Raw genomic sequence first — 15,133 nt, 5'->3', positions numbered from 1 at the left:
CGCGGCGTCCGTCGGCTGCGCGGCGTCCGTCGGCTGCGCGGCGTCCGTCGGCTGCGCGGCGTCGGTCGGCTGCGCGGCGTCCGTCGGCTCGGCACCGTCGCTGGGCTCCGCCGCGGGCGCGGCCGGGGCGGGGCCCTCGACGACGGGGCGGATGCGCAGCTGTGCGGTCTCGCCCAGCTCGCGGGCCTGCTCGCCGTCGTCCCCGGGCACCGCGATGACGATGTTCGAGTCGCCCTCGGTGACCACCTCTGCCTCGGCCACGCCGAGGCCGTTGACCCGCTGCTCGATGATCCGCCGCGCGAGCTCCAGCTCCTCCGGCGCCGGCGGCCGGCCGTCCGGCGTGCGGGCGGTCAGCGTCACCGTCGTCCCGCCGCGGAGGTCGAGGCCGAGCTGCGGGGTGCGCTCGGTGCCGGTGAGGTAGATCAACCCGTAGAGCAGGGCGACGATCACGACGAACGCGCCGAAGTAGCGGCGCGCGGGCAGGGTGCGTGGGGCCACGGAGCGGTCCCGGGTCAGACGGTGCCGTCGGCGGGCCGCCCGCCGGGCGCACCGGGCGTGTCGTCGCCGGGCTGGGGGGACTGCGCGGCCGGACGACGGATCTCCAGGATGGCCGGGCGCGCGAAGGTCATGATCACGCCGGGCGCCACCTCGAGCTCGACGGTGGTGTCGCCGAGGCCGGCCACGGTTCCGTGCAGCCCGCTGGTGGTCATGACCGGCGTGCCGACGGTCAACGAGTTCTGCAGCGCCTGCGCCTGCTGCTGCATCCGCTTGCGCTGGCGGGCCGGCAGCACGAACAGCAGCAGGACGGCCAGGCCCAGCAGGAGGAACGGGAACAACGCGTCCACGACAGGTGCCTCTCTACCGCGAGTGGTGCTCCGCGGTGGGTGCGGTCCCGCGGGGCGGGACCGCTCGGGGTCTCGGTGTACGGCGCGCGGAGGCGACCGGGCGGGGCGCGCACGGCCGCGGGCCTACGAATTGCGCGCCAGCACCGGGGAGTCTATGCGTCGAAGAGCGTCTCTGACGACGCACCCGGGGACGGCGGTGCGCCACCCGTCCCTCCCGGAACAGCCGTCCCGCCGCCCAGCAGCGGCACCCCGCCGCGCGGCAGCGGGACGTCGAGGTGCCGCCACGCCGCCTCGGTGGCCACCCGCCCGCGCGGGGTCCGCGCCAGCAGCCCGGCCCGCACGAGGAACGGCTCGCACACCTCCTCCACGGTGTGCGGCTCCTCCCCCACGGCCACCGCGAGCGTGGCCACGCCGACCGGTCCGCCGCCGAACCGGACCACCAGGGCCTCGAGGACGGCCCGGTCGAGCCGGTCGAGCCCCAGCTCGTCGACGTCGTAGAGCGCCAGCGCCGCCCGGGCGACCTCGCGGGTGACCCGGCCGTCGGCCCTGACCTCGGCGAAGTCGCGGACGCGGCGCAGCAGCCGGTTGGCGATCCGCGGCGTGCCGCGCGAGCGACCGGCGATCTCGGCCGACCCCTCGTCGGTGAGCTCGACGCCGAGCAGCGCGGCGCTGCGCGCGAGGACCTGCTGCAGCTCGGCGACCTCGTAGAACTCCATCTGCCCGACGAAGCCGAACCGGTCGCGCAGCGGCCCGGTGAGCAGGCCGGCCCGGGTGGTGGCGCCGACCAGGGTGAACGGGTTGATCTCCAGCGGGATGGCCGTGGCGCCGGGCCCCTTGCCGACGACGACGTCGACCCGGAAGTCCTCCATCGCCATGTACAGCAGTTCCTCGGCCGGCCGGGCGATGCGGTGGATCTCGTCGATGAACAGCACGTCGCCGGGCCCGAGGTTGGACAGCATGGCGGCCAGGTCGCCGGACCGCTCGATCGCCGGTCCGCTGGTGATCTTGACCGAGGTGCCCAGTTCGGACCCGATGATCAGCGCCAGGCTCGTCTTGCCCAGCCCCGGCGGGCCCGAGAGCAGCACGTGGTCCGGCGGCCGGCCGCGGCGCTTGGCGCCCTCGAGGACGAGGTCGAGCTGCCGGGCGACCTTCGGCTGGCCGATGAAGTCGGCCAGCGAGTGCGGCCGCAGCGCCGATTCGACGACCCGTTCGTCGTCGCCGGCCTGCGGGGAGACCGCGCCCGACGCGAGCGGGACGGCGTCCCGGCCGAGGCCGTCGGTGGCGTCCGCGGTGAGCGGCCGGTCGAACGGCGCGCTCACCGCCGCCTCCCGGGGCGGGCCGGAGCTGAGGTGGCCGAGCCGGTCGGGCGGCTCACGACCGGCCCAGCAGCTGGAGGGCCTGCCGCAGCAGGACGGCGACGTCGACCCGGCCGGTGGTGACCTGCTGCTCGTCGGCCACCGGGGCGAGGGCCGCGATCGCGCCGTCGGCCTCGCGGCCGCTCCAGCCCAGCCCGACGAGCGCGGCGGACAGCTGGTCGCGCCACGGCGCCACCGGGGTGATCGGCGTCGCACCGGCCGGCAGCGACGCGGCGTCGGCCGCAGTGTCGGCCGCGCCGGCGCCGAGCCGGTCGCGCAGCTCGAGCACCAGCCGCTCGGCGCCCTTCTTGCCGATGCCGGGCACCTGCATCAGCGCCTTGAGGTCGCCCATCGTGACCGCGCGGCGCACCTCGCGCGGCGGGTGGATGGCCAGCACGGCCTGGGCCAGCCGTGGGCCGACGCCGTTCGCCGTCTGCAGCAGCTCGAACAGCTGCCGCTCGTCGTCGTCGGCGAAGCCGTAGAGCGTCAACGAGTCCTCGCGGACGACGAGGCTGGTCGACAGCCGGGCCGGCTCCCCCACCGTGAGCCGGGCGATGGTCCCCGGCGTGCACTGGACGGCGAGGCCGACGCCGCCCACCTCCACCACGGCGCCGTCGGGCGAGACGGCCGCCACCCGGCCGTTGACGCTGGCGATCACTGCTGCGCTCCCGTCCCGCATCGCCGGTCGAGGCGGCGTCGGGCCGTACCGGCCGACCGTCCGGTCACCGCGGCACCCCCGTCCAGCGCGGCAGCGTGCCCGCGGTCACCGGTGCGCCGATGCCGCGGGCGAGCGCGGCGACCCGCAACCGGTCCTGGGCCGGGCCGCGCCACACGTGGCAGACGGCGAGCGCCAGCGCGTCGGCGGCGTCGGCCGGCCTGGGCGGGCTCGCCAGCCCGAGCACCCGGGTGACCATGAGGGTGACCTGCTCCTTGTCCGCGCGGCCGCTGCCGCTGATGGCCGCCTTGACCTCGCTCGGGGTGTGCCAGGCGACCGGCCGGTCGGCCTGCGCCGCGGCCAGCGCCGCGACCCCGGCCGCCTGCGCCGTGCCGGTGGCCGTGCCCTTGTTGTTCTGGGTGAACACCCGCTCGATGGCCACCACGTCGGGCCGGTGCTCGCGCAGCAGCGCGGTGATCGCGGTGTGCAGCTCCAGCAGCCGCAGCTCGAGGTCGAGCTCGGCGGAGCTGCGGACGACGCCGACGCCCACTGCCGTCGGTCTTGCACCGGGGCGGCCGTCGACCACACCCCAGCCGCACCGGGTCAGCCCCGGGTCGATGCCCAGCACCCGCATGGCCGCCTCCCGCCCGGACCGAACGCACGTTCGACCCACGCTAACCGCCCGCACCGACAGGGGACCGCCGCAACACGCCGCGCCCTCTCCAGGGCATAGGAAGCCTTGCCCCGGCTTTCGGCCCTCATCCGCGGGGGCATAGCTTCCAATGCCCTGGTGGAGCCCGGGGTCAGCCGACCTTCTCGAGCACCTCGTCGGAGACGTCGTAGTTGGCGTAGACGTTCTGCACGTCGTCGCAGTCCTCGAGGGCGTCGATGAGCCGGAAGACCTTGCCGGCCGTCTCCTCGTCGAGCTCCACGGTCGTGCTGGGCACGAAGCCGGCCTCGGCCGAGTCGTAGTCGATGCCGGCGTCCTGCAGCGCCGAGCGCACGGCGACGAGGTCGCCGGGCTCGCTGACCACCTCGAAGGTGTCGCCGAGATCGCGCACCTCCTCGGCGCCGGCGTCGAGCACGGCCAGCAGCACGGCGTCCTCGTCGATCTCCCCGGACTCCTGCGCCTTGGGCACCACGACGACGCCCTTGCGGGAGAACAGGTAGGACACCGACCCCGGATCGGCCATCGACCCGCCGTTGCGGGTCATCGCGGTGCGCACCTCGGACGCCGACCGGTTGCGGTTGTCGGTGAGGCACTCGACGAGGACGGCGACGCCGCCGGCCGCGTAACCCTCGTAACTGATGGTCTGGTACTCGACCCCGCCGGCCTCCAGGCCCGCGCCGCGCTTGACCGCCCGGTCGATGTTGTCGTTCGGGACCGACGACTTCTTGGCCTTCTGGATCGCGTCGTAGAGCGTCGGGTTGCCCGCCGGGTCACCGCCACCGGTCCGGGCCGCGACCTCGACGTTCTTGATCAGCTTGGCGAAGAGCTTGCCGCGCTTGGCGTCGATGGCGGCCTTCTTGTGCTTGGTCGTCGCCCACTTGGAATGGCCGCTCATCTGGCTCCTCCTCGTCCCCCGGCACCGCGGTCGGCGCCGGCCCTGCGCGCCAGGCGGTCGCGCACGACGTCCACGAACAGGGCGTGCACCCGGCGGTCCCCGGTCATCTCGGGGTGGAAGCTCGTGGCCAGGACGTCCCCCTGGCGCACCGCGACGATCTTACCGTCGGCGGGTCCGCCGACGACCCGGGCGAGGACCTCGACGCCCGGCCCGGCCTCCTCGACCCAGGGCGCGCGGATGAACACCGCGTGCATCGGGCCGCCCTCGACACCCGCCACGTCGACGTCGGTCTCGAAGGAGTCGACCTGGCGGCCGAAGGCGTTGCGCCGGACGGTCACGTCGAGCCCGCCGATCGTCTCCTGGTCCGGCGGCGCGTCGAGCAGCCGCCGGGCCAGCAGGATCATCCCCGCGCACGAACCGTATGCGGGCAGGCCGTCGCGGACGGCGGCGCGCAGCGGCTCGAGCAGCCCGAACCGGTCGGCGAGCTTCACGATCGTCGTCGACTCCCCGCCCGGGATGACCAGCCCGTCGACCGCGGCGAGTTCGGCCGGCCGCCGCACCGGCACGGCGTCGGCGCCCTGCGCGCGCAGGACGGCCAGGTGCTCCCGGACGTCGCCCTGCAGGGCGAGCACACCGACGACGGGCCGAGCGGAGGGGGTGGACACGACCGCCCAGGCTACGGCGCCGCCGGGCCCGGCCCGCCGACGCCCGAGCCGCACCGCCGTCCCCAGGCCGATGCGAGCCTCCGACAGGGTCGGTCGGCCCCGTCCCGGGCCCCACCCTGAGCCTGCGAAGGGTTGGTCGGCCCCGTCCCGGGCCCCACCCTGAGCCTGCGAGGGGTGGGGAGGACGGGGTCCTTCTCGGGGTCCTTCTCGAGGTCCTTCTCGAGGTCCTTCTCGAGGTCCTTCCCGGGATCCTCCGTCAGATCGCCGGCGACGAGGGCCGGACGCCGGCGGCCCGGCTCGAGGTCCAGGTGAGCAGCCGCTCCAGCGGGCCGCGGCCGAACGCCAGCCGCCACGTCGTCGCCGCCAGCACCGCGCCGGCGACGAAGAGCACCCAGACGTCGAGACCTTGCGCGGCCTGCGGGGCGAGCTGCAGCAGCGCCCAGATGGCCACGATGTGCGCGCTGTAGACCGACAGCGCCAGCGCGCCGACCGCTCCCACCGGCGCGGTCAGCGCGGGCAGCCGCTCGGCGAGCACCAGGCAACCGGCGACGACGAGCAGCGCGAACCCGGTGGAGCCGACCATCTCGAACGTCGTCCCGCTGTGCGGCTCGGCCCCGGTGAGCCAGACGACCCGCACCTCGCCGACCGGGGACCGGAAGCCGACCTCCGGGCCGGACGACGGGACGCCGCGGGCGAGCAGCCGGGTGGTCGACCACCCGCCCCCGTAGCCGGCCACCGCCGCCGCCGCGCCGGCGGCGGCCAGCCGCCGACGCACCGTCGCGGCCCCCAGGTCGAGCCGGCCCACCGCCAGGCCGACCAGCACGAAGGCCCACCACAGCAAGGCCGGGTAGTAGCCCGTGACCAAGAGGAAGGCGACGGGGTTCTCCGCCAGCCCGGCGGAGGTGAGCAGCTGGCCGAGGACGACGACCAGCGGCGGCCCGACCACCGCGATCGCACCCGCGGCGAGCAGCAGGCGGCGCACCGGCCAGCGCAGGAAGGGCAGGACCAGCACGAACAGCACCGCGTAGACGCCGAGGATGATCGCGACGAAGGTGTCGAGCCGCTCCAGCAGGAAGCCGATCAGGAACACCCACAGCGCGCGGACGAAGATGCGCAGCCGCGCCCGCACGAGGCCCAGGCCGACGGGCGGGCGGGTGCGCCCCGAGATCAGCGCGACCGAGATCCCGGCCAGGGTGGCGAACAGGATCGACGACCGGCCGTCGGCGAGGCCGCCCCAACTGGCCGGCTCGGCCGCCACGAGGTCACCACCGAGCTGGAAGTGCGCGGCGAACATGCCCAGGACCGCCAGCCCGCGGGCGACGTCGAGGCCGGCGATCCGGCCCGCCACCGCCTCGGCGCCGGCGTCCCGGCCGGGGATCACCAGCCCCGGGTGGCGTAGCGCTCGCTCTCCGGCAGCGTGGACACGTTGATGCCGACCATCGGCTCGCCCAGGCCGCGGGACACCTTGGCGAGGACGTCGGGGTCGTCGTGGAAGGTCGTGGCCTGCACGATCGCGGCGGCGCGCCGGGCCGGGTCACCGGACTTGAAGATGCCCGAGCCGACGAACACACCCTCGGCGCCCAGCTGCATCATCATCGCCGCGTCCGCCGGGGTGGCGATACCGCCGGCGGTGAACAGCACGACCGGCAGCTTGCCCAGCCGGGCCACCTCGGCCACCAGGTCGTGCGGCGCGCGCAGCTCCTTGGCCGCGACGAAGAGCTCGGTCTCGTCGAGGGTGCCCAGGCGGCGGATGCCCGCGCGGATGGCGCGCATGTGCCGCACCGCCTCGACGACGTTGCCGGTGCCGGCCTCGCCCTTGGAGCGGATCATCGCCGCCCCCTCGGCGATCCGGCGCAGCGCCTCGCCGAGGTCGGTCGCGCCGCAGACGAACGGCACGGTGAACTCGCGCTTGGCGATGTGGTGGGCCTCGTCGGCCGGGGTGAGCACCTCGGACTCGTCGATGTAGTCGACGCCCAGCGCCTGCAGCACCTGGGCCTCGACGAAGTGGCCGATGCGCGCCTTGGCCATCACGGGGATGGAGACCGCGCCGATGATCCCGTCGATCATGTCGGGGTCGCTCATCCGGGCGATGCCGCCCTGGGCGCGGATGTCGGCGGGCACCCGCTCCAGCGCCATGACGGCGACGGCGCCGGCGTCCTCGGCGATCTTGGCCTGCTCGGGGGTGACGACGTCCATGATGACGCCGCCCTTGAGCTGCTCGGCCATGCCGCGCTTGACGGTGTCGCCACCGGTGACGGTGCTCGCCGGCAGGGTGTTCGGGCTACCGGTTGGGGAGGGGGTCTGGTGCTGCGCCACGGGATGCTGCCTCGGAGGATCGACGGGAGGGACTCACCTCATGCTACGGCGATCACTCGTGGGTGCGGCCGGCCCCGTCGGTGCTGCTCGCCACTGCGCCCAGCCGGTCGTCGATGTCGAAGAAGCGTGGCAGCGGCCGCCCGGCGTGCACCCGGGTGAGGACGGTCAGCCGCCGGCCGCGCAGCTCCCGGGTGTCGCGGACGGCGTCGTTGTAGAACCGCCGGGCCAGCACCACCCGCGTCGCGGTGCCGGCCAGCTCGGTCCGCAGCGCCGCGGGCACGCCGGGCAGGTCGCCGGGCAGCTCGCGCAACGCCCGGCCGAGGCCGTTCTCGGCGAGCTCGCGGTCACCGGCGCCGGCGGTGCGCGCCTCGCCGGCGGCGGCGGCCAGCCGGGCCGCGTGCTCCTCCCCCAGCGCAGCGGGATGGCAGCGCGCGAGCTCCTCGGCCAGCGCGGCCCGCCGCTGCAGCTGCGCGTCGAGCGTCGTCCAGGCCCGGTCCACGCGGACCTCGAGCCGCCGCAGCCGGGTGAGGGTCCAGCCGGCCCAGGCCAGCAGCAGGACGGCGAGGCCGGCCAGCAGGAACCAGACCTCGGGTGTCACGGCACCCCAGGCTAGCGGCGCGCCCACCGGGTCAGGCGGTCCGCGGCGTCGCGGGCGGGCCGCGGGTCGACGGTGAGCTCGGCGGCACCGCCGGCCGGCTCGTCACCGGCGGTGACCTCGCCCCCGCCCGGCGGCAGGACGGTCTCGTACACGGCCAGGATGCGGCGGGCGACCACCGCCCAGTCGTAGGCCGCGGCGACGGCCGGCCCCCGGGCGGCGAGCTCGGCGCGGCGGGCGGGGTCGGCCAGCAGCGCGGTCAGGGCGCGGGCGAGGGCCCGGGCGTCGCCGCGGGGTACCAGCACGCCCGCCGTGCCGCCCTCGAGCACCGAGGCGAAGGCGTCCAGGTCGCTGGCGACGATCGGCGCCCCGGCCGCCAGCGCCTCGATGAGGATCACGCCGAAGGACTCGCCGAGCAGGTTGGGGGCGCAGTACACGTCGACCGACCGGAGGAACGCGGCCTTGTCGGCCTCGGACAGCTCACCGAGCAGCTGGACGTGCGGCCGCAGGTCCTCCCCCACGAGCTCCCGGAACTCCCCGGCGTCCCCCCGCCCGGCCACGAGCAGCTGCGCACCGGGGTGGGCCCGGACGACCGCACGCATGGCCTCGAGCAGGACCGGCAGGCCCTTGCGCGGCTCCCGGTACCGGCCGACGAAGCCGATCGTCGGCCCGTCGACACCGCGGGTGTGGCCCGCGAACGGGGGGCCGGCGGAGAAGGCCTGGACGTGGACCCCGTTGGGGATGATCACCGCGTCGCCGCCCAGGTGCTCGACCTGCAGCCGGCGGGCGAAGTCGGAGACCGCGATCCGGCCGCTGATCTTCTCCAGCCACGGGCGGATCACCGGTCCCCACGCGGCCAGCCACTTCGACCGCACGGCGGCCGCGTGGAACGTGGCCACGATCGGCCCCTCGGCCATCATGCAGACCAGCAGGCCCACCGACGGCGGCGCCGGGTCGTGCACGTGGACGACGTCGAAGTGCCCCTCCCGCAGCCAGCGGCGCACCCGCGCGGCCGACACCGGGCCGAACTGCACGCTGGCCATCGAGCCGTTGTAGGGGACCGGCACCGTGCGCCCGGCGAAGGTGAGCCACGGGTCGGTCAGCGACTCCTCCCGCTCGGCGGGGGTGAGCACCTCGACGTGGTGGCCCATGCCGCGCAGCGTCTCGGCGAGGTCGCGCACGTGGTACTGCACGCCGCCGGGGACGTCCCACTGGTACGGGCACACGATGCCTATGCGCACGGGCCGGTCCACATCAGCCGCCGTCCTCCCGCGGTCGGCCGTCGTCCTCGCGCGGCCGGCCGGCCGCGGCGCGCCGCGGCGGATCCGCCGGCACGTCGGCCCAGATCCGGCCGAGCATGTGCCAGTCCTCGGGCCGCTCGGCGATGCCCGCGGTGAACGCGTCGGCGACGGCCTGCATCGCGGTGGCCACCCGGTCGCGCAGCCGCGGTCCGCCGTCCAGGGGCACCTCGGGGAGGACGTCGAGCTGCCAGCCGTCGCCGTCGAACCGGCCGACGACCGGGAACAGCCCGGCGCCGGTCTGGTCGGCCAGCACCGCCGGACCGCCGGGCATGGTCGCCGGCCGCCCGAAGAAGCTGACCGGCACCCCGCCGCTGCCCAGGTCGCGGTCGACCAGCAGGCAGCTCGCACCGCCGGCGGCGAGCCACTCGCGCAGCACGGCCGAGCTCGGCCGCGGTCCGCCGGTGAGCGGCACGACCCGCATGCCCAGCGACTCGCGGTAGGCGAGGAACCGGCGGTACAGCGACTCGGGCCGCAGGCGCTCGGCCACGGTCAGGAAGGGCCCGTCGAGCCAGTCGACGAACCAGGCACCGGCGGCGTCCCAGTTCCCGCTGTGCGGCAGGGCGGCGATGATGCCGCGGCCCTGCTCGCGGCACCGGGCGAGGTGCTCGATGCCCCGGACCTCGGTGCCCGCGAGGATGCGTTCGGTGCCGAGGGTGGGCAGCCGGAAGACCTCCTGCCAGTAGCGCGCGTAGGAGCGCACCGCCCGCACGGTGAGGTCGTCGAGCTCGGCGGCGGCGAGCCGGCCGCCGGTGGCGACCCGCAGATTGGCCCGCAGCTGGCGCACCCCGCGTCCGTCGCGCCCGGCCGCCCGCCGTCCGGCCCGGTCGAAGGCGCCCCGGGCGACCGGCTCCGGCAGCATCCGCACCGCCCGCCAGCCGGCGGCGTAGCCGACGTCGGTGAGCCGGGCGGACAGCCGGGCGGCGGCGCCCCGGTCCGCGACCGCCCGGGCCGGGCGCGGGACGGCGACGGCGTCGACCGGCCCCGTCACGGCAGGGTGCGGCCGGCGGCCGACCGGCGGACGGCGACGAAACGCTGGACGACGGTCACCGCGCTGCCCGCCAGCAGCAGCCAGAGGGAGGCGTGCAGGGCGAAGGGGACGCCCAGGCCGGTGAAGCCGGTGCCGATCAGCACCAGGACCAGCCGCTCGGTGCGCTCGACCAGGCCGACGTCGCAGCGCAGACCCATCCCCTCGGCCCGGGCCTTGACGTAGGAGGTCAGCACCCCGAGGACCAGGCAGAGCAGGGCGAGCAGCACCAGCAGCCGGTTGGCGCCCGCGCCCGAGTACCACCAGACCAGCGACCCGAAGATCGCGGCGTCCGCGGCGCGGTCGCCGGTGGAGTCCAGGACCGCGCCGAACACCGACCCGCCGCCGCGGGCGCGGGCCAGCGCGCCGTCGAGCATGTCCAGCAGCACGAACAGCGTGACGGCGAACGCGCCCCAGAACAGCTGCCCGGTGGCGATCAGGCCCACGGCCGCGGTGATCGCGCCGAGCGTGCCGGTCACGGTGACCAGGTCCGGGGTGACTCCGGCCCGGCCGAGCCCGCCCACCACGGGGGCGAGCGCGCGGGCGACGCGGGGCCGCGCGGCATCGCTGCGCACTAGACCTCCCCCGTCGGTCGCGGGGCACCGGGTGCCGTCCCGGGCCACGCCGCGGCGAGCAGCTCCCGCGTCTCGGTGAGCACCTGCGGCAGCACCCGGGTCAGCCCGATGACGGGCATGAAGTTGGTGTCGCCGCCCCAGCGCGGCACGGCGTGCTGGTGCAGGTGGTCGGCGATCCCGGCGCCGGCGACCGAGCCCTGGTTCATGCCGATGTTGAAGCCGTGGGCGCCGCTGACCGACCGCACGACCCGCATCGCCGTCTGCGTGAACGCCCCCAACTCGGCCACCTCCTCGACGGTGAGGTCGGTGTAGTCGGGCACGTGCCGGTAGGGCACCAGCATGAGATGCCCGGCGTTGTACGGGTAGAGGTTGAGGACGGCATAGACCGTGGTGCCGCGGGCCACCACGAGTCCCTCGGCGTCGGGCAGGTCGGGGATGACGCAGAACGGGCAGTCGTGCGAGCCGGTCGGCTTGCCCTCGCCGCGGATGTAGGCCATGCGGTACGGCGTCCACAGGTGCTCGAAGACCGTCGTCGGCCCACCGTCGCCGGCCGGGGTGGCGACGCGGTGGGTCTCCGAGGCGCTCGCGATCATCCGGTCCCCTGCGGGCGCTCGGCGGCGGCGGGCAGGGCGGTGCCGGCCGCGGTACCGGCCGAGGTACCGGCCGAGGTGCCGGGCCCGGCTCCGGTGCCGGGCCCGGCTCCGGTGCCGGCCGTCGGGTCGGCGTTGTGCCGGGCGGCCACCCAGCCGGCGACCTGCTCGACCGCCTCGGCGATCGGGACACCATTGCGCTGCGACCCGTCGCGGTAGCGGAAGGAGACCGCCCCGGCCTCGGCGTCGGTCGCCCCGGCGATCAGCACGAACGGCACCTTCTGCTTGCTGGCCGTGCGGATCTTCTTCTGCATGCGGTCGTCGGAGTCGTCGACCTCGACCCGGACACCCCGCTCGCGCAGCCGCAGCGCGACGTCGCGCAGGTAGGGCACCTGCTCGTCGGTCACCGGGATGCCGACGACCTGCACGGGGGCCAGCCACGCCGGGAACGCGCCCGCGTAGTGCTCGGTGAGCACGGCGAAGAACCGCTCCATGGAGCCGAACAGGGCGCGGTGCAGCATGACCGGCCGCTGCCGGGTGCCGTCGGCGGCGGTGTACTGCAGGTCGAAGCGCTCGGGCAGCATGAGGTCGACCTGGATGGTCGACATCTGCCAGGTCCGGCCGATCGCGTCGCGCGCCTGCACGGAGATCTTCGGCGCGTAGAAGGCCGCCCCGCCCGGGTCGAGCACCAGGTCCAGCCCGCTGGCCTCGGCGGCCTCCCGCAGCGCGTCGGTCGCCCGCTCCCAGTCCTCGTCGCGGCCGATCGACTTCTCCGGGTCCCGGGTCGACAGCTCCAGGTAGAAGTCGCTGAGCCCGTAGTCGGCCAGCAGGTCCAGCACGAACCGCAGCAGGGAGCGGATCTCGCCCTGCATCTGCTCCGGCGTGCAGTAGATGTGCGCGTCGTCCTGGGTGAAGCCGCGGGCCCGGGTCAGCCCGTGCACCACGCCGGACTTCTCGTACCGGTACACCGTGCCGAACTCGAACATCCGCAGCGGCAGCTCCTTGTAGGACCGGCCGCGCGAGCGGAACACGAGGTTGTGCATGGGGCAGTTCATCGGCTTGAGGTAGTAGTCCTGGCCCTGCCGGCGCAGGTTGCCCTCGGCGTCGCGCTCCTCGTCGAGGTGCATCGCCGGGTACATGCCCTCGGCGTACCACTCCAGGTGCCCCGAGGTGGTGAACAGCTGCCCCTTGCTGATGTGCGGGGTGTTGACGAACTCGTAGCCGGCCTGCTCGTGCCGCTGCCGGCTGTAGTTCTCCAGCTCCCGCCGGACGACGCCGCCCCGGGGGTGGAACACCGCCAGGCCGGAGCCGATCTCGTCGGGGAAGCTGAACAGGTCCAGCTCGGCGCCCAGCCGGCGGTGGTCGCGCCGCTCGGCCTCCGCGACCTGCTCGACGTAGGCCTTGTGCGCCTCCTTGCTCTCCCACGCGGTGCCGTAGATGCGCTGCAGCTGCGGGTTCTTCTCGCTGCCCCGCCAGTACGCGGCCGCCGACCGGGTGAGGCTGAAGGCCGGGATGGCGCTGGTGCGCGGCAGGTGCGGTCCCCGGCACAGGTCGGTCCAGACCCGCTCGCCGGTGCGCGCGTCGAGGTTGTCGTACATGGTCAACTGACCGCCGCCGACCTCCACCGAGGCGCCCTCGGCGGCCTCGACGCCGTCGCCGCTGCCCTTGAGCGACACCAGCTCCAACTTGTACGGCTCGTGCGCCAGCTCGTCCTTGGCGTCGGCGTCGGTGATCTCCCGGCGGGCGAAGCGCTGCCCGGCCCGGACGATCTCCTGCATCCGCTTCTCCAGCGCCTGCAGGTCCTCGGGTGTGAAGGGCCGCCGGGGGTCGAAGTCGTAGAAGAAGCCGTTCTCGACCGGCGGCCCGATGCCCAGCCGGGTGCCGGGGAAGAGGTCCTGCACCGCCTGCGCGAGCACGTGCGCGGTGGAGTGGCGGATGACCGCGCGCCCCTCGGGGCTGGCAGCCGGCACCGGCTCGACCTGCGCGTCGCCGTCCGGGGTCCAGGCGAGATCCCTCAGCTCGCCGGAGGCGACGTCGCGGACGACGACGGCGCCGTCGGGACCCTTGAGCGGCACTCCCGCGTCCTTGAGGGCCTGCTGCGCGCTCGTCCCGGCCGGCACCCGGAGCGGGGTGACGGCGGTCGGCGAGGGCGGGGTGGACACGGGCGCTCCCAGGGGTCGGGCGGGTGCCGCCGGAGGCGGTGGTCGGACAGGGGAAGGGTAGTGCGCGCCGCGGACGGCCCCGGGACGTTCGCCGGGAACGGCGGTCACCGCGCCTGCGCGACCGGCCGCTGCCGGCGCAGCCGGCGTGCCTGCGCGTCGAGGTACGGCCGCGCGCGGCGCTGGCCACCGCGCCGGGCGATGGCCCCGGCCAGCGCATCGAGAGCGCGCCGCAGGCGCGCCTCGTCGGGCTCCCAGCCGCGGCGGCGGCACTCCTCCAGCCACTCGACCGGGCCGCGGTGGCCGCGCCCGCCGTTGCACCGGCGGCAGGCGGCCACCTCGTTCTCCAGCCAGGACGGTCCGCCCTTGACCCGGGGGACGACGTGCTCGGTCGTCGGGAGCACCTGGCCGGTGAACGCGCGGGCGCACCAGATGCAGGACGGGCCGTCGCGGTCGAGGACCGCCCGCAACCGCTCGGCGCGCCCGGGCGCGCGGGTCGCCGACGTGGCCGGGCCATCCTCGGCGGCGTCCTCGGTGCCGTCCTCGACGGCGGCGTCCTCGGCGGCGGCGGGGACGGCGGCTCAGCGGCGGGGCATCGCCTCCCATTCTCCCCCGTCCTGGGGGACGCTGGGGTCGTGCGGACGCGCCGGTTCCGCCGGGCACCGCACCCGCTCCGGCTCCGGCACGGGGGACCGACGAGGAGGTACGCCGTGTCCACGACGCAGACCGCGCTGACCGTCCGCCACCCGATCACGGTCGGGAGCCCGGAGTTCCGCGCCGATTCGCACGGCCACTACGCGTGGCTGCGGGCGAACGCGCCGGTGTACCGCGGCCGGCTGGCCTACCTGACCGAGCGGGACGTGTGGTTGGTGTCGCGGTACGAGGACTGCAAGGCGCTGCTGCGCGACCCGCGTTTCCCGCGCTCGCCCGGGGGCGGCGGCTCGGCGATGGCCGCCGAGCTACCGGAGCACCTCCGGCTGCTGTCGGCCGCGTCGATGCTGATGAAGGACGGAGAGGAGCACAAGCGGCTGCGCAAGCTGGTCGCCAAGCCCTTCACCGTGCGGGCGATCGAGCACCTCGCCGACCGTGTCCGCGAGCTCGCGGGCCGACTGCTCGACGAGCTCGAACCCCGCGGCCGCGTCGACTTGAAGAAGGAGTTCGCCCTCCCCATCCCGCTCACCGTGATCAGCGAGATGGTCGGCGTCGACGAGGCGGAGAAGCGACGCTTCCACCGCGGCGCGCAGGTCGCCGTCGGTGAGACGGAGCGCATCGGCGAGGACCGGTGGACCGCGGAGATCACCGCGCTGATCGACTTCGTCCGCGAGCTGGTCGAGCGGCACCGCGGTGATCCTCGCGACAACATCCTCACCGGCCTGATCCGGGCCGAGGAGGAGGGCGACCGGCTCAGCGACGACGAACTGGTCACCATGGTGCTGACGCTCGTCACCGCCGGCTACGAGACCACCTACCACCTGATCAGCAACGCGG

The 15,133-nt window shown here is 75.3% G+C and carries 15 protein-coding genes and 2 pseudogenes; 1 reads left to right on the top strand and 16 read right to left on the bottom strand.

The features are described 5' to 3' along the window. From OF117_RS19000 to OF117_RS18925, 16 genes and pseudogenes are all read right to left on the bottom strand, one after another. A pseudogene (locus tag OF117_RS19000) lies at positions 1-498 on the bottom strand (protein translocase subunit SecD); the annotation flags it as partial. A gap of 14 nt (positions 499-512) precedes the next feature. Continuing rightward, positions 513-845 (bottom strand): preprotein translocase subunit YajC, encoded by a 333-nt coding sequence (yajC, locus tag OF117_RS18995; RefSeq protein ID WP_263554413.1) that lies wholly within the window; start codon positions 843-845, stop codon positions 513-515. 152 nt (positions 846-997) lie between these two features. Continuing rightward, positions 998-2,164, bottom strand: a complete 1,167-nt coding sequence (ruvB, locus tag OF117_RS18990) for a Holliday junction branch migration DNA helicase RuvB (RefSeq protein ID WP_263554412.1) — start codon at positions 2,162-2,164, stop codon at positions 998-1,000. A gap of 52 nt (positions 2,165-2,216) precedes the next feature. Next, a complete protein-coding gene (gene ruvA, locus OF117_RS18985; protein WP_263554411.1) occupies positions 2,217-2,858 on the bottom strand; it encodes a Holliday junction branch migration protein RuvA in 642 nt (213 codons plus the stop codon). A gap of 64 nt (positions 2,859-2,922) precedes the next feature. Further along, positions 2,923-3,489 carry a crossover junction endodeoxyribonuclease RuvC gene (ruvC, locus tag OF117_RS18980; RefSeq protein WP_263554410.1) on the bottom strand — a complete coding sequence of 189 codons (567 nt, stop codon included), beginning with the start codon at positions 3,487-3,489 and terminating at the stop codon, positions 2,923-2,925. 169 nt (positions 3,490-3,658) lie between these two features. After that, complete coding sequence (locus OF117_RS18975; RefSeq protein ID WP_263554409.1) at positions 3,659-4,420, bottom strand: YebC/PmpR family DNA-binding transcriptional regulator; 762 nt, start codon at positions 4,418-4,420, stop codon at positions 3,659-3,661. Continuing rightward, a complete protein-coding gene (gene pdxT, locus OF117_RS18970) occupies positions 4,417-5,085 on the bottom strand; it encodes a pyridoxal 5'-phosphate synthase glutaminase subunit PdxT (RefSeq protein WP_263554408.1) in 669 nt (222 codons plus the stop codon). The genes OF117_RS18975 and pdxT overlap by 4 nt, the downstream gene beginning before the upstream one ends. A 256-nt stretch (positions 5,086-5,341) precedes the next feature. Continuing rightward, positions 5,342-6,466 carry a DUF1624 domain-containing protein gene (locus OF117_RS18965; protein ID WP_263554407.1) on the bottom strand — a complete coding sequence of 375 codons (1,125 nt, stop codon included), beginning with the start codon at positions 6,464-6,466 and terminating at the stop codon, positions 5,342-5,344. Next, positions 6,463-7,356: a pyridoxal 5'-phosphate synthase lyase subunit PdxS gene (gene pdxS / locus OF117_RS18960; RefSeq protein ID WP_263554490.1), complete on the bottom strand. Its 894-nt coding sequence runs from the start codon at positions 7,354-7,356 to the stop codon at positions 6,463-6,465. Before pdxS ends, OF117_RS18965 begins: the two co-directional genes overlap by 4 nt. Positions 7,357-7,453: 97 nt before the next feature. Then, a complete protein-coding gene (locus OF117_RS18955; protein ID WP_263554406.1) occupies positions 7,454-7,999 on the bottom strand; it encodes a LemA family protein in 546 nt (181 codons plus the stop codon). Between the two features lie 11 nt (positions 8,000-8,010). Then, positions 8,011-9,237, bottom strand: a complete 1,227-nt coding sequence (locus OF117_RS18950; protein WP_263554405.1) for a glycosyltransferase family 4 protein — start codon at positions 9,235-9,237, stop codon at positions 8,011-8,013. Between the two features lie 13 nt (positions 9,238-9,250). Continuing rightward, the gene (locus OF117_RS18945) at positions 9,251-10,285 is read right to left on the bottom strand and encodes a phosphatidylinositol mannoside acyltransferase (RefSeq protein ID WP_263554404.1); all 1,035 of its coding nucleotides are present in this window, start codon (positions 10,283-10,285) and stop codon (positions 9,251-9,253) included. After that, positions 10,282-10,896, bottom strand: coding sequence for a phosphatidylinositol phosphate synthase (gene pgsA / locus OF117_RS18940; protein ID WP_263554403.1), 615 nt, complete (start codon positions 10,894-10,896; stop codon positions 10,282-10,284). The genes OF117_RS18945 and pgsA overlap by 4 nt, the downstream gene beginning before the upstream one ends. Next, positions 10,896-11,489: an HIT family protein gene (locus OF117_RS18935; protein ID WP_263554402.1), complete on the bottom strand. Its 594-nt coding sequence runs from the start codon at positions 11,487-11,489 to the stop codon at positions 10,896-10,898. The genes pgsA and OF117_RS18935 overlap by 1 nt, the downstream gene beginning before the upstream one ends. Next, a complete protein-coding gene (thrS, locus tag OF117_RS18930) occupies positions 11,486-13,648 on the bottom strand; it encodes a threonine--tRNA ligase (RefSeq protein ID WP_263554401.1) in 2,163 nt (720 codons plus the stop codon). Before thrS ends, OF117_RS18935 begins: the two co-directional genes overlap by 4 nt. Positions 13,649-13,752: 104 nt before the next feature. Continuing rightward, positions 13,753-14,115, bottom strand: coding sequence for an HNH endonuclease (locus OF117_RS18925; RefSeq protein ID WP_263554400.1), 363 nt, complete (start codon positions 14,113-14,115; stop codon positions 13,753-13,755). Between the two features lie 240 nt (positions 14,116-14,355). On the opposite strand from OF117_RS18925, the pseudogene OF117_RS18920 reads away from it, so the two are divergent. Next, positions 14,356-15,133, top strand: a pseudogene (locus OF117_RS18920) (cytochrome P450); the annotation flags it as partial.

Source organism: Geodermatophilus sp. YIM 151500, from assembly GCF_025716945.1.
Taxonomy (GTDB): Bacteria; Actinomycetota; Actinomycetes; order Mycobacteriales; family Geodermatophilaceae; genus YIM-151500.
This window is presented reverse-complemented; position numbering and strand designations above follow the sequence as displayed.

Coding starts and splice junctions, on each gene's coding strand:
- ruvC (WP_263554410.1), bottom strand. CDS start 3,489: ATGCGGGTGCTGGGCATCGACCCGGGGCTGACCCGGTGCGGCTGGGGT.
- OF117_RS18975 (WP_263554409.1), bottom strand. CDS start 4,420: ATGAGCGGCCATTCCAAGTGGGCGACGACCAAGCACAAGAAGGCCGCC.
- OF117_RS18935 (WP_263554402.1), bottom strand. CDS start 11,489: ATGATCGCGAGCGCCTCGGAGACCCACCGCGTCGCCACCCCGGCCGGC.